This is a genomic window from Arthrobacter sp. Helios, assembly GCF_023167125.1.
Lineage (GTDB): Bacteria > Actinomycetota > Actinomycetes > Actinomycetales > Micrococcaceae > Arthrobacter_B > Arthrobacter_B luteolus.
This window is the reverse complement of record NZ_CP095402.1, coordinates 1,701,509-1,714,563: the sequence shown is the minus strand read 5'-3', so window position 1 is coordinate 1,714,563 and position 13,055 is coordinate 1,701,509. Positions and strand designations below refer to the sequence as shown.

Annotated in this window: 13 protein-coding genes and 2 tRNA genes; 12 read left to right on the top strand and 3 right to left on the bottom strand. The window is 66.9% G+C overall.

The genetic code is table 11. The features are described 5' to 3' along the window. The first annotated feature begins 131 nt into the window (after nucleotides 1-131). The 12 genes from rplU to ArtHe_RS07610 all read left to right on the top strand — a co-directional run bounded on the left by rplU (nucleotide 132) and on the right by ArtHe_RS07610 (nucleotide 9,619). Nucleotides 132-443, top strand: a complete 312-nt coding sequence (gene rplU / locus ArtHe_RS07665; RefSeq protein ID WP_066297243.1) for a 50S ribosomal protein L21 — start codon at nucleotides 132-134, stop codon at nucleotides 441-443. A gap of 94 nt (nucleotides 444-537) precedes the next feature. Beyond that, entirely contained in the window at nucleotides 538-795 is a 258-nt protein-coding gene (gene rpmA / locus ArtHe_RS07660; protein WP_066297244.1) for a 50S ribosomal protein L27, read from the top strand. Nucleotides 796-904: 109 nt separating this feature from the next. Next, nucleotides 905-2,476: a GTPase ObgE gene (gene obgE / locus ArtHe_RS07655; RefSeq protein WP_248319468.1), complete on the top strand. Its 1,572-nt coding sequence runs from the start codon at nucleotides 905-907 to the stop codon at nucleotides 2,474-2,476. Between the two features lie 52 nt (nucleotides 2,477-2,528). After that, nucleotides 2,529-3,773: a glutamate 5-kinase gene (gene proB / locus ArtHe_RS07650; RefSeq protein WP_083521433.1), complete on the top strand. Its 1,245-nt coding sequence runs from the start codon at nucleotides 2,529-2,531 to the stop codon at nucleotides 3,771-3,773. Beyond that, complete coding sequence (locus ArtHe_RS07645; RefSeq protein ID WP_248319467.1) at nucleotides 3,770-5,107, top strand: glutamate-5-semialdehyde dehydrogenase; 1,338 nt, start codon at nucleotides 3,770-3,772, stop codon at nucleotides 5,105-5,107. Before proB ends, ArtHe_RS07645 begins: the two co-directional genes overlap by 4 nt. Nucleotides 5,108-5,215: 108 nt before the next feature. Then, nucleotides 5,216-5,452 carry a hypothetical protein gene (locus ArtHe_RS07640; protein ID WP_248319466.1) on the top strand — a complete coding sequence of 79 codons (237 nt, stop codon included), beginning with the start codon at nucleotides 5,216-5,218 and terminating at the stop codon, nucleotides 5,450-5,452. Between the two features lie 36 nt (nucleotides 5,453-5,488). Continuing rightward, a complete protein-coding gene (gene nadD / locus ArtHe_RS07635) occupies nucleotides 5,489-6,154 on the top strand; it encodes a nicotinate-nucleotide adenylyltransferase (protein WP_083521434.1) in 666 nt (221 codons plus the stop codon). A gap of 25 nt (nucleotides 6,155-6,179) precedes the next feature. Beyond that, nucleotides 6,180-7,730 (top strand): hypothetical protein, encoded by a 1,551-nt coding sequence (locus ArtHe_RS07630; RefSeq protein ID WP_248319465.1) that lies wholly within the window; start codon nucleotides 6,180-6,182, stop codon nucleotides 7,728-7,730. A 19-nt stretch (nucleotides 7,731-7,749) separates the two neighbouring features. Further along, nucleotides 7,750-8,133 carry a ribosome silencing factor gene (rsfS, locus tag ArtHe_RS07625; protein WP_066297255.1) on the top strand — a complete coding sequence of 128 codons (384 nt, stop codon included), beginning with the start codon at nucleotides 7,750-7,752 and terminating at the stop codon, nucleotides 8,131-8,133. A 201-nt stretch (nucleotides 8,134-8,334) separates the two neighbouring features. After that, a tRNA-Ala gene (locus ArtHe_RS07620) sits at nucleotides 8,335-8,407 on the top strand. A 69-nt stretch (nucleotides 8,408-8,476) separates the two neighbouring features. Beyond that, a tRNA-Ala gene (locus ArtHe_RS07615) sits at nucleotides 8,477-8,552 on the top strand. 146 nt (nucleotides 8,553-8,698) lie between these two features. Beyond that, on the top strand, nucleotides 8,699-9,619 hold the full coding sequence (locus ArtHe_RS07610) for an NUDIX hydrolase (protein ID WP_248319464.1): 921 nt from the start codon (nucleotides 8,699-8,701) through the stop codon (nucleotides 9,617-9,619). Here the strand turns inward: ArtHe_RS07610 and ArtHe_RS07605 are convergent. The 3 genes from ArtHe_RS07605 to ArtHe_RS07595 all read right to left on the bottom strand — a co-directional run bounded on the left by ArtHe_RS07605 (nucleotide 9,579) and on the right by ArtHe_RS07595 (nucleotide 13,044). Continuing rightward, nucleotides 9,579-10,286, bottom strand: coding sequence for a lysoplasmalogenase (locus tag ArtHe_RS07605; protein WP_248319463.1), 708 nt, complete (start codon nucleotides 10,284-10,286; stop codon nucleotides 9,579-9,581). The genes ArtHe_RS07610 and ArtHe_RS07605 overlap by 41 nt on opposite strands. A gap of 119 nt (nucleotides 10,287-10,405) precedes the next feature. Then, nucleotides 10,406-11,740, bottom strand: coding sequence for a D-arabinono-1,4-lactone oxidase (locus ArtHe_RS07600; protein ID WP_248319462.1), 1,335 nt, complete (start codon nucleotides 11,738-11,740; stop codon nucleotides 10,406-10,408). Then, nucleotides 11,737-13,044 carry an amino acid deaminase/aldolase gene (locus ArtHe_RS07595; RefSeq protein ID WP_248319461.1) on the bottom strand — a complete coding sequence of 436 codons (1,308 nt, stop codon included), beginning with the start codon at nucleotides 13,042-13,044 and terminating at the stop codon, nucleotides 11,737-11,739. Before ArtHe_RS07595 ends, ArtHe_RS07600 begins: the two co-directional genes overlap by 4 nt. Nucleotides 13,045-13,055: the final 11 nt, after the last annotated feature.

Sequence of the window (13,055 nt, the reverse complement as noted above, 5' to 3'; positions counted from 1 at the left end):
GAACTTCGGTGCGGACGCCTTCGAAGCCATTCTTCGGTAAAGGGCGTGACTGCATGGCGCAAGCCGGACACATATCTGGTCCGGGGTAGTGCGCATCCAAGTATTAAACGTCGAGAGAAGTGAGTTCCCAAGTGGTGTACGCGATTGTCCGCGCTGGCGGCCGCCAAGAAAAGGTTTCCGTTGGAGACCTCGTAACCCTGGACCGCGTCCCCGGTGGAGCCGGCAGCACTTTTGAGCTGCCTGCCCTGCTATTGGTTGATGGCGACAAGGTCACCTCTGCCGCTGCGGACCTGGCAAAGGTTACGGTTACGGCAGAAGTTATCGAGAACTTCCGGGGTCCGAAGATTGTTATCCAGAAGTTCAAGAACAAGACCGGTTACAAGAAGCGTCAGGGCTACCGCTCCTCGCTGACCAAGGTCAAGGTCACCTCCATCAACTCCTGATTCCTACGTGCCGGTTCCATCACTGGAGCCGGAACCGCGGGATTGCCCGCACCTTAGGCATCAAGATCAGTCAGAGCAAAGGCAGGATTAGAAAATGGCACATAAGAAAGGTGCGAGCTCTACTCGCAACGGCCGCGACTCCAACGCACAGTACCTCGGCGTGAAGCGCTTCGGCGGCCAGGTTGTCAAGGCAGGCGAAATCATCGTCCGCCAGCGTGGCACCCACTTCCACCCCGGCGCAGGCGTTGGCCGCGGCGGAGACGACACTCTGTTCGCCCTTGAGGCTGGAGCTGTCGAGTTCGGCAGCCGTCGTGGACGCCGCGTTGTGAACATCGTCGCAGCAGCCGAGTAATTTCCGGCTAAACAGCTTTTCCGGTGGGGCGGGCCATGATGGCCCGCCCCACCGTCTTTTTTAAGCCGAGTAGACTTGGCTTGATCCAAATTTTTCAACAAGGAGAACCATGGCCAGCTTTATAGACCGTGTTGTACTGCATGTTTCGGGCGGTGCCGGCGGCCATGGGTGTGTGTCCGTAAAGCGCGAGAAGTTCAAACCGCTGGGTGGTCCCGACGGCGGGAACGGCGGGGACGGCGGCGACGTCATCCTGCGCGTGGACGGACAGACTACAACCCTTCTGGACTACCACCACGCCCCGCACCGCCACGCCGGCAACGGCGGCCCCGGTATGGGTGACTGGCGCGCAGGCAAGACGGGGGAGACCCTCGTCCTCTCGGTTCCGGAAGGGACCGTGGTCAAGTCCAAGGACGGCGAAGTCCTGGCCGACCTTGTGGGCATGGGCGCCGAATACGTGGCTGCCGCCGGTGGCCAGGGCGGGCTGGGTAACTCCTCGCTCTCCTCGCAGAAGCGCAAGGCCCCCGGCTTTGCGCTGCTCGGCACCCCGGGAGACGAGCGGGACATTGTCCTGGAGCTCAAGTCCATTGCCGACATTGCGCTCGTCGGGTTCCCCTCCGCCGGCAAGTCCTCCCTGATTGCGGCCATGTCAGCTGCCCGGCCGAAGATTGCCGACTACCCCTTCACCACCCTCATCCCCAACCTCGGCGTGGTGCAGGCGGGCGACGTCCGTTTCACCGTGGCCGACGTTCCGGGGCTTATCGAAGGTGCTTCGGAGGGCAAGGGCCTCGGCCACCACTTCCTGCGCCACGTCGAGCGCTGCGCCGCCCTGGTCCATGTCCTGGACTGCGCCGCCCTGGAAACCGACCGTGATCCGCTCAGCGACCTCGACATCATTGAGGCCGAGCTGGAAAAGTACGAAGTTGACATGAGCTACGCGGGCGCCGACGGCGACGTGGTACCCCTGAACCAGCGTCCGCGCCTGGTGGCCCTGAACAAGGTTGACGTCCCTGACGGGCGCGACATGGCCGAATTCGTCCGGCCGGAACTTGAGAAGCGCGGCTATCGGGTCTTCGAGGTCTCGGCCTCCAGCCATGAGGGTCTGCGCGAACTTGGATTCGCCATGGCGGCCATTGTTTCCGAGGCCCGCAAGGCCGTGGAGACTGCTCCGCCGCGGATCGCACCTCCGGTTGTGCGGCCCCGGTCCGTCAACGGCAAGGGTGGATTCACCATCCGCCGCGAAGAGCGCAACCTGGAACCGCTGTTCCGCGTCATCGGTGACAAGCCGGTGCGCTGGGTCCAGCAGACGGACTTCACCAACGACGAGGCCGTGGGCTACCTGGCCGACCGCCTGGCGAAGCTGGGAATCGAGGACCAGCTGTTCAAGGCCGGTGCCAAGCCCGGCGACGCAGTGGTCATCGGCGAAGGCGACGGTGTGGTGTTCGATTGGGAACCGACGATGATCGGCGGCGCTGAACTGCTTGCTGCCTCGCCGCGCGGTTCCGACATCCGCATCGAAGAGTTCGCCCGGCCGACCCGTAACGAAAAGCGGGAAGACCACCAGAAGCGCAAGGACGCCCGCGCAGCGGCCCGCGCAGAGCTGGAAGCCGAGCGCAAGGCCGGAATCTGGACCGAGTTGGTGAACTACAAGCACTCGGCTCCGCCGGCAGCCGAAGAGGACTAATCCCTTAACGGAAGCGGAGCGGGAGCGGACTTGGACATAGGGTAGATCCGTCATGAGTGAAGAAACCGAAGCACAGATCCCTCCCGCCCCCAAACGGCCGCTGAAGTCGCGGGCGGGCCTCGCCCGCGCCCGCCGCATCGTCGTGAAGGTTGGCTCCTCATCGCTGACGTCCGTTGCCGGCGGCATCTCGGATGAGGCCCTGAATTCCCTTGCCGACGTCCTGGCCGCGCGGCGCCGGCAGGGAACCGAAGTTATCCTGGTGTCCTCCGGCGCCATCTCTGCAGGCCTCGCGCCGCTGGGCCTGTCCAAGCGGCCGGCCCAGCTGTCGACCCAGCAGGCCGCCGCCAGCGTGGGCCAGGGGCTGCTGATGGCCCGGTACACCCAGGCGTTCGGAGCCCACGGCGTGACGGTAAGCCAGGTCCTGCTCACTGTGGAAGACCTGATGCGCCGGACCCACCACGCCAACGCCCACCGGGCCATGGAGCGGCTGCTGAACTTCGGCGTGGTACCCATCGTCAACGAAAATGACACCGTCGCCAGCCACGAAATCCGCTTCGGCGACAATGACAGGCTGGCAGCCCTCGTTGCCCACCTGGTCAAAGCCGACGCCCTGATCCTGCTTTCCGACGTCGATGCGCTCTACGACGGCCCGCCGGCTGCCGGCGCGCGGCGCATTCCGGAAGTGACCGGTCTGAAGGATCTTGAAGACGTCCGGATCGGCAAGGTCGGCAAAGCAGGCGTCGGCACCGGCGGCATGGTCACCAAAGTCGAGGCGGCCACCATTGCCGCGCAGTCGGGCATCCCGGCCCTGGTCACCTCCACGGAAAATGCCGCCGCGGCACTGGCTGGAGAGGACGTGGGCACCTGGTTCGCCACGCGCGGCGTCCGCCAGCCGATCCGCCTGCTCTGGCTGGCCCACCTCGCCAGGATCCAGGGCAGCCTGGTGCTCGACGACGGCGCGGCCCGGGCCGTGGGGGAGCGGCGCCGGTCGCTGCTGCCCGCTGGCATTGTTGCCGTGGAAGGGCACTTTGAGCCCGGGGACCCGGTGGCGCTGCGCGATACCTCCGGACGCGTCCTCGCCCACGGGCTGACCAACTATGCCTCCGATGAACTGCCTCAAATGCTGGGCCGCTCCACCCGTGAGCTGGCCCGCGAACTGGGCCACGGATATGAACGTTCAGTGGTGCACGTTAATGACCTGGTCATCCTGCAGCCCCGCTCCGCTGGAGCAGGGACGGCACCCGCAGCGTCACGGACCGGGCAGGCCCGCGGGGCCGCCGCTACACTGGGAGCATGACCGCTGTGAACACCACTTCCGTGAGCACGTCCGCCACATCCGCCGGCCGCAACGGGAGCGATACGCCCACCCCGGAGGAAGTCGAAGCCGGGGTGCACCGCATTGCCGACCGGGCCAGGACCGCCGCCCGGCGGATGGCCCGCGCCAACCGCGCTTGGAAGGATCTTGCCCTGGAGCAGATCGCCCAGGACGTCGTCGCCAAGCGCGACGTCGTACTGGCGGCGAACGCGGAGGATGTTCAGCGTGGCCGGGACAACGGCACATCTGAAGCACTGCTGGACCGGCTGACACTGACCCCGGAACGCATTGAGGGGCTGGCCGACGCGCTGCGGAACCTGGCCGGCCTGCCGGATCCCGTGGGTTCGGTTGCCCGCGGACAGACCCTGCCCAACGGGCTGCGCCTGCGGCAGATCCATGTTCCCCTGGGTGTGGTGGGTGCCATTTATGAGGCCCGGCCGAACGTGACCGTGGATATCGCGGGATTGGCACTCAAGAGCGGAAACGCGGTGGTCCTCCGCGGCGGCAGCGCCGCCGCTTCGACCAACACCGTTCTGGTTGATCTGATCCGGGATGCCCTGGAAACTGTGGGGCTGCCTTCCGACGCTGTCCAGACCATCGACGGCTACGGCCGGGCGGGCGCTAACGTCCTCATGAAGGCCCGCGGGCGCGTGGACGTCCTGATTCCCCGCGGCGGCCGGGCACTGATCCAGAATGTGGTAACCAACGCCGCCGTGCCGGTTATTGAGACCGGCGAGGGAAACGTCCACATCTTCCTGGACGAGACCGCGCCCGAAGAGATGGCCATCGACATCCTGCTGAATGCCAAGACGCAGCGGCCGAGTGTGTGCAACACGGTGGAAACCCTGCTGGTGCACAGCGGCGGCAAAGCTGCCCGCGACGTCCTGGCCGCCCTGGCGGCTTCCGGGGTGCGGCTGCACGCCGACGAACGGATCCGGGAAATCCTGCCTGACGGCGTAACGGCCACGGCTGCCACGGACGAGGACTGGGGCCGCGAGTACATGGATCTGGATCTGGCCGTGGCGATGGTGGACTCCATGGATGAAGCGCTGGAGCACATCCGCCGCTGGAGCACCGGCCACACCGAGGCCATCATCACCAACGACCTCGCCAACGCAGAGCGCTTCATTGCCGAAATCGACTCCGCTGCCGTGATCGTCAATGCCTCCACCCGCTTTACCGACGGCGGTGAACTCGGCCTTGGCGCAGAGGTAGGCATCTCCACCCAGAAGATGCATGCGCGGGGTCCGATGGGCCTGAAGGAATTGACGACCACCAAATGGATCATCCAGGGCGAGGGGCAGGTGCGGGGCTAACCCCCTTCACCCCCGGGTCCGAACTGCGTTGTTCGGGCCACAGACGCGTACCATTGATCTAGAAACGTTGCTCTGCCGGGTTCTCCGGCGGTTGATTTAGGGAGATTCATGCTGATCCAGCTTTCCAGTGCTGCAATGATGGCGGCCGAAGTTGCTGAAGAACACGCCGAGGGCACCCCTGCACTCGTTTACGGTGCCGTCATTTTTGGCATTTTCATGGTCCTGATGTTCGCCACCATGGCATTCACCAGCCTGGGACACCGTCACGAAGCAGCGCCTGAGCACGTGGATCCGCAGCGTCAGCACCCTAACAAGCACGATCACGGCCAGGGTATCGCCAAGTAGGCTTCCGCCTCAGGTGGAGCCGCTGGAACCGCACGCATGAACGCACGCATCGACACCGCAGACGGCACAGCGAACGGGAACCGCCCTTATCGCCTTGGCGTTATGGGCGGCACGTTTGACCCCATCCACCACGGTCACCTGGTGGCTGCGAGTGAAGTGGCGTCTGTATTCGACCTTGATGAAGTGGTCTTCGTGCCCACCGGCGAACCGTGGCATAAGTCCGCCCAAACGGTCACGCCGGCCGAGCACCGGTATCTGATGACTGTTATCGCGACTGCTTCGAACCCGCGCTTCAAAGTCAGCCGGGTGGATATCGACCGCCCGGGCCCCACCTACACAATTGATACGCTTAGGGATCTGCGCCGAGCGCGTCCGGACGCCGAACTGTTCTTCATCACCGGAGCGGACGCACTGGCGCAGATCCTTTCGTGGAAGGACGTGCAGGAACTGTGGACGCTGGCCCACTTTGTGGGCGTGACCCGGCCGGGGCATGAACTGCAGAACATGGGCCGGGATGACATCAAGCTCCTGGAGGTCCCGGCGATGGCGATCTCCTCGACCGACTGCCGCCAGCGGGTCGCAGCATCCGAGCCGGTCTGGTACCTGGTACCGGACGGGGTGGTGCAGTACATCGCCAAGCACAACTTGTACACACCTTCACAGCAGCAGGTTCCGGCTGCCACGACTGAACCAGTAGCCTGAGCGATCAACACCGGATGGGTAGGAAATGACTAACGGTCCAGAGTCCGCAGACGCACCTCGACGCAGCCGCCGCGCGGCCGGCTCGACGGCGGATGCGGGGCACCAGGAACGGGAGTCCCAGCAGCGGGCACGGGACCGGGAAGCCCTTCGTACCTACAAGGCGCTCACCGACAGCCCGAAACGTCCTGAAGAGTCAAGCGCCAATCCGCCCACCCGCCGCCAGCTGCGGATAGCCCAGCAGCAGGCCCAGCAGGCTGCCCGGGAAAAGGCCGGCAGCGGACAGCAGGAGAAGGAACCGGAACAGGACGCATCCGCTCCGGTCCGGGCCCAGTCCTCCGGGCGGGCCGCTGCGGCAGAAGCGCCCGCCAAGACTCCGCAGGCGCAGGCGCAGACCCCCGCCCCCGGTTCCGGCCGCCGCTCCGGCCCGGCCGCGGCGCCCAGCCGAACCACCGAACCCGCACCCCAGGGAGCGAGCCGCAGGGAACGCCGGCGCCGGGCAGCGGAGGAACAGCCTGCCCCCGTCATCCAGCCGGTAACTCCGGCCCCGAACCGCGCACCATCAGTTCAAGCGTCCCCAGTTCAGGCTTCCCCTTCAGTTCAGGCGTCCCCGTCTGTTCAGGGCCAGGCGCCGGCACAGGCACCCGCCGGTTCCGATGGCCGGGCGGATGCGCGCAGAACGCCGGGCGGCAAGCCGTCGCCTGAAGTCCAGTCATCCCCTGGAGTTCAGCCATCCCCTGAGGTTCAGCCGTCACCTGAGACCCCGTCTCCGGACGTCCAGCGCTCCGCTGGTCCTGAAAAGCGCCCGGTTTCCACCCCGGAACCCAACGCCGACATCGCGGACATGTCCGTGGAACAGGCCCTGGCGGCACGGGAAGCGCTGAAGCACCAGGCCCGCAACCAGGTGGCAGCCATGGAAGCCCTGCAGCGGGCCGATCCGCACGCTGTTGACCTGGAACTGCTGGCACAGCAGCGGGCACTGGCCGAACGGGCCGCCGTCCTCAACCGCAGGACCCAGAACATCCAGCGCCTGGCCCAGGAAAACGAGCAGCGCCGCTCGCCCCAGTCGGACCCAACCACCGCCCACAACCTGGCCATGGTTACCCCGCTCGAGTTCGTAGAGGTCCCAGGCCTGGAACGGCCGGTCATGAAACGGCCGGCCACGTCCCACGTGCCGGTTGTCACGTCGTCGAACCCCGCTGCACCCATGAATTCTGCTGTACCGTCGAATCCTGCTGCACCGCAGGCGACGGGTGCAGGCAGGAAGGCCTCCGTCCGGCAGCAGGCGAAGGAGCACCGCCCGGGCGGCGCGCCGGCACGGAGCCAGGAGCCAGCGGATGTCCGGCATTCCAGGATCCTGGCACGCGCCGACGCGCTGGTGAACGCCCCGCTGGAGGCCGACCAAGGTGCCAAGCCGATCGGTGCGCGAAGCGCGTTCGGACTGGACCCCCTGGATGTTATGACTGCGGGCCTCGGCCGCAGCCGGAGGATACGAGCCGTATCCCTGGGAATTGTGGGTGTGGGCCTGTCGGCCCTCATCCTCGGAATAATACTGATCGTCGGCGGCCTTGGCAGCTGATACCACACAAGGAGACACGTTGAGCGCCACCGAATCATCCATAGATATCGCCCGGACTGCGGCCAGGGCCGCATCGGCCAAGCTGGCGGATGACATCGTCGCGATCGACGTGAGCGAACGGCTGGCCATCACCGACGTTTTCCTCATCGCGTCCGCGTCGAATGAACGCCAGGTCAACGCCATTGTTGACGGTGTGGAAGAAGAACTCGCTAAGTCGGGCCTGAAGCCGGTGCGCCGCGAAGGCCGCAGCGAGGGCCGCTGGGTCCTGCTGGACTACGCCACGGTTGTGGTGCACGTCCAGCATGAGGAGGACCGGGTGTTCTACGCCCTGGAGCGCCTGTGGAAGGACTGCCCCGCGGTTGACCTGCAGCTTCCCGAAGAGCCTGCTACCGACGCCGGATAACGTTGTTTTGTGGGGGGGCGGGGGCGTCCTGGCCCTGCCCCTCCCACAGCGCGAATATCAACGGTGTAGTTTGATTTTGCACTGCCGCGCTTCTGTACTAAAGTAGAGGAGTTGCTTCGGCCCGGGCGCAGGAAACCGGAACCGAAACAACAGGGAAAACCAGAGAAATACACTGAAATATGCTGTCAATGACAGTAGTTCGGGGCTGTGGCGCAGCTGGTAGCGCACCTGCATGGCATGCAGGGGGTCAGGGGTTCGAGTCCCCTCAGCTCCACCGATAAACCTACGGGCAGCCGTGGTTTAGGGTTGGATCGAAAAATCCAGTGGAAACAACAACTGAATTGGGGCTGTGGCGCAGCTGGTAGCGCACCTGCATGGCATGCAGGGGGTCAGGGGTTCGAGTCCCCTCAGCTCCACCAATTCAAAGTCAGCATCACCAACGTAAAACCTGTTCCGCATCTGCGGGGCAGGTTTTTTGTTGTCTTGGTGCCGGGTTTTTTGTAGTCCTGACGCAGGGCCGTGTGCCGCGCGGCCACCAGGCACCGGGATGTGAAAAGGTGGGCGCGTGAGGATTGAACAACCTGCCGAAGGAGAGCCCCGCCGTCCGCATGGTCCGCGGGACCCAGGCGATGCCTGGGTGGTCGCGGAATCCGGCGAGCGTTACTGGGGGCGCTTCGGTGCTGCCGGCCTGCTCGCGTTCGACCCGGCGCGGGGGATCCTGCTGCAGCACCGGGTCTCCTGGAGCCACCACGGCGACACCTGGGCGCTCCCGGGCGGCGCGCGGCATGAGCATGAGCCGGCACTGGCTGCGGCCCTCCGGGAGTCTGCCGAGGAAGCCGGTGTTCCGGAATCAGCCATCCGGCCCCGGCTGATGAGCGTGCTGGACCTCGGTGTCTGGTCCTACGCCACGATCGTCGGAGACGTCACCGAGCCGTTTGAAGCCGTCATCAGCGATCCCGAAAGCCATGAGCTCGCCTGGGTGATGCCCGACGACGTTGCCGGGCTGCCCCTGCACCCCGGGTTCGCGGAATCCTGGCTCCGGCTGCGGCCGCTGCTCCAGGTCCGCCCCGCCGTCGTTGTTGACGCGGCGAACGTCATCGGCTCGGTGCCGGACGGCTGGTGGAAGGACCGGGCGGGAGCTGCGGCCCGGCTGCTGGACGCCGTTGCCGCTGCCTCGGTCCGCGGGCTGCCGGCATCGCTGCTCGGTCTTCCGGAAGATACCTGGTATCCCGAACTGGTGGTTGTACTGGAGGGCCAGGCCCGGTCCGTTCCGGACACTGCTGCGCCGAACCCTGCCGGCCCCGTCAGGGTTATCCGGTCCGGCGGCTCCGGGGATGACGCCGTGGCAGCAGCTGCCGAGCAGCTGGCTGCCGGGGGATACCGGGTCACGGTGGCCACGAGCGACCGGGAGCTCGCGGACCGAAGCCGCAGCGCCGGTGCCGCGGTTATTGGTTCCGGTAGGCTCCGGGACGAGCTCGGCTACTGAGAAGACCGGCAACGATCAGGCCCTGGCCGGCGCAGTAGGTGAGCATCACCAGTGCGCTGGTCCAGGCGGGCATGGCGTCCGGAAGGAAGATTCGCAGGGCCAGCACGGTGTCCGAGGCCAGGAAGAGGATACCGCCCGCGGCGATGACGGGGTTGCAGCGGGCGGCCGTTGCCGCCGTCCCGCCCAGCACGAGTCCGTACACCACCACCGCGGAAGCGAGGGGCCCCAGCGCAGGCCAGAGAACCAGGAGCATCAGCACCCACCACAGCGGAAAAACCAGCGCCCAGCGCGGGAATGGCCGTACGGCGGCGTATCTCCACAGCAGCCGGATGTAGCAGAGATGGGCGATGCCGAAGGAAGCGAGCATCACCGGAAGTTCAGGGGCCTGCGGGAAGAAAGCCCCGGCGCCGTCGCCGATCCAGGAGCAGAAGAGCGCGGCCAGCAGCAGGACGGCTGGTGCCTGCCGCCAGCCCTGTCCGCGCAGTGCCCAAACGGCCGCTGCGGCCAGCAGCGGCATCAGCACGAGTTTTGTTGGTCCGGCAACGGCGTCAGCCTCGGCCAGGCGCGCACCCACATGGACGGCGGAGAGCGCAGCGAACGGAATGAACCCCCACCACCAGCTGCGGGGCAGGGCTGCTGTCCGGGCAGCAATTGATTCAGTGGTCACGGACTCTCCTTCGGGCCGGGCATCGGCTCATCGTACGGCGTGCAGGGCAGGGCAGGGTGCGACGCCTCGGCGGTCCTGCGGCCGGACGGCCCGCAGCAGCGGCGGGAACGGGCGGACGCTTAGGTACCCAGCACCCGGTCCAGGTAGGGATTGGCAAACATCCGGTCGGGATCGAGCCGGTCCCGCAGGGCCAGGAAATCCCCAAAGCGGGGATAACGCGGCTCCAGGACTGCTGCACCGAGGCCGTGCAGCTTGCCCCAGTGCGGCCGGCCCTCATGTGCGAGCATCACTTCCTCCACCGCGTCGAAGTACTCGGCCGGATCCTCGCGGTGGTACCGGTGCACGGCGATGTAGGCGGTGTCCCGGCCGTAAGCAGTGGAGAGCCAGCGGTCGTCAGCGGCGGCCCAGCGCACCTCCACCGGGAAGGAAATCCGCCAGCGGTGTGCCTGGATGAGTCCCTGCAGCGCCTCGAACGCGGAGGGCAGCAGATCTGCCGGCACGGCGTATTCCATTTCCCGGAAGCGCACCGTGCGCCGCTGGGTGAAGACCGCCGGTGACAGGTCGGCATAGCTCCTGCCGCCAAGCAGCCGGGCCGCTGCCCGGTTGACCGGGGGAACCAGTGCGGGAGCGGCGGTGCCGGCGGCGCAGGTCACCCGGTACAGCGTGTTGGAGAGCAGGGATTCATCGATCCAGCGGCCAAATGCGGGAAGCGGATTCCGCTCCGCAGTGCCTGGCAGCCGGGTATTGGACTTGGTCGCTGCTCGGTCGGTGTGGGGAAACCAGTAGAACTCGAAGTGATCGGTTCCCTTGACCCGGCCGGTCAGGTTTTCGAAGACCCCGGCCAGGGCTTCGGACCGTTCTTCCGCGCGCAGCACGAAGGCAGGAACGCACTGCAGGGTCACCTCGGTGATGATGCCGAGCGCGCCGAGGCTTAGGGCAGCTGCCGGCAGCAGCGGGTCCCCGGCTTCCAGGGTGAGCAGACCGCCGTCGGGCTGCACCAGGGTCAGGCCCGCCACCTGCGTGGCCAGGCCGCCGAACGCGGCACCGGTGCCGTGGGTCCCGGTGGAGATCGCCCCGGCAATGGACTGGCGGTCAATGTCACCGAGGTTCGGCATCGCCAGGCCATACGGTGCCAGGAGTCCCGGAATCCGATGCAGGCGGGTTCCTGCCAGCAGCCGGACCTGGCCGCGGGCCGTGTCCACACCGAGCAGGCCCTGCAGCCGGGCCAGATCCAGCAGGAGACCGGGAGCTTCGGCGATGCCGGTGAAACTGTGCCCGGCGCCGACAGCCTTGACCCGCTGTCCGGCTGCCCCCGCAGCTGCCACGGCCCGCTGCAGATCCGGGACGGAGGCAGGGGCCTCGATGCGTTCCGGACGGACGCTGACGGTCCGGCCCCAGTTCCGCCACTGCTGCCGTTGGTGGGTTTGGTGTGGGATTTTGACCTGCCGGTTCACAGAAATGCCTTTCCCTCGCCGCGGTAGGTGGGCAGCGCGGCAACCACAGCGCCGTCGTGGACCACCTGGAATTGGTTGACCCGCTCGGACAGCTCGCCGCTCTTGGCGTGCCGGAGCCAGACCCGGTCTCCGACGGCGAGATCTCCTGCTGCACGGCCGGTGAGCGGTGTCTGTACTTCGCCGGCGCCCTCCCGGGGCAGCAGCTTCAGGCCCGGCGGCCAGGCCACCTGGGGAACGCGGCTGGCGCCGGGCGGGCCGGAGGCGATCCAGCCGCCGCCCAGGACGGTGGCAGTGTTCCGGTTGGGGCGGCGCACCACATCCAGTGCGACGGCGGCAGCGGGGGCGGGGGAGAAGGCCCGGTAGGCATCAAACAGGTGCCCGGCGAACAGTCCTGAGCCAACCGTAATCTCCGTGACCGAAGGATCCCGGCCCGTTGCCTCGATGGATCCGGTGCCGCCGCCGTTGACAAATTCCAGGTCGGCCAGCTGCCTCAGCCCGTGGACGATCGATCCGCGGCGCTCCGTCAGTTCAACCATGGACCGGCCCTGGATCCAGCGCATCAGCTGGTTGGCCGGCAGGGCGCCGGGAACCGCATCCCCAACGCCGGCGACCTGTCCCTCGTACATCATCAAGCCCACCAGGGTGAATCCCGGACGGTCGAGGACACGGCGGGCCAGCCCAAGTGCCTGGTCCGGGGTGTGCAGGGGAGAGCGGCGGGTGCCGATGAAACCGAGCACCGGTGCCTGCCAGGAGGCATCCGCGTCCAGGCAGACGCGCACCGGGGGCCGCTGCCCCGGGGATGCCAGGGAATCAATCAGGTCCAGCTGGGCTTCGTCGTCGACCATCAGCGTGACCCGGGCGGCCAGCCGCTCATCGGAGAGCAGCTGTGCCAGTGCCTTCCGGTCGGCGGTGGGATACCCGACGACGACGTCGCTGCAGCGCTCTGCCAGCCACAGGGCTTCGGGCAGGGTGAAGGCAAAAATGCCCTGGAATCCCGGCAGCTCGAGCAGCGCATCCAGCACGGCCCGGACCCGGATGGACTTACTGGCCACGCGGAGCGGGATACCGCCGGCGCGCCGGAGCAGGTCGTGGGCATTAAACCGCAGGGCCTCCAGGCCCAGTACCGCGGCCGGCGCATCCAGGTGCGCCACGGCACCGCTCAGTGAGGGCCAGTAGACGGCCGGGTTGCGCCAGGGTTCCGCGCTGGGCGGTATGCCGAGATCAAGGGCAGGGCGCCGGGCGCCGGTTCCGCGTTCCGGGGTGCCGGCCGCGCCCGGTTCGGGCACCGGGTCAGTGAGTCTCATGCATGGATACT

Bases quoted from the DNA above. Each gene is read 5' to 3' on its own strand.
- ArtHe_RS07640 (WP_248319466.1), top strand. From the start codon at position 5,216: ATGCTGATCCAGCTTTCCAGTGCTGCAATGATGGCGGCCGAAGTTGCT.
- ArtHe_RS07645 (WP_248319467.1), top strand. From the start codon at position 3,770: ATGACCGCTGTGAACACCACTTCCGTGAGCACGTCCGCCACATCCGCC.
- ArtHe_RS07595 (WP_248319461.1), bottom strand. From the start codon at position 13,044: ATGAGACTCACTGACCCGGTGCCCGAACCGGGCGCGGCCGGCACCCCG.
- ArtHe_RS07630 (WP_248319465.1), top strand. From the start codon at position 6,180: ATGACTAACGGTCCAGAGTCCGCAGACGCACCTCGACGCAGCCGCCGC.
- rpmA (WP_066297244.1), top strand. From the start codon at position 538: ATGGCACATAAGAAAGGTGCGAGCTCTACTCGCAACGGCCGCGACTCC.
- proB (WP_083521433.1), top strand. From the start codon at position 2,529: ATGAGTGAAGAAACCGAAGCACAGATCCCTCCCGCCCCCAAACGGCCG.
- nadD (WP_083521434.1), top strand. From the start codon at position 5,489: ATGAACGCACGCATCGACACCGCAGACGGCACAGCGAACGGGAACCGC.
- obgE (WP_248319468.1), top strand. From the start codon at position 905: ATGGCCAGCTTTATAGACCGTGTTGTACTGCATGTTTCGGGCGGTGCC.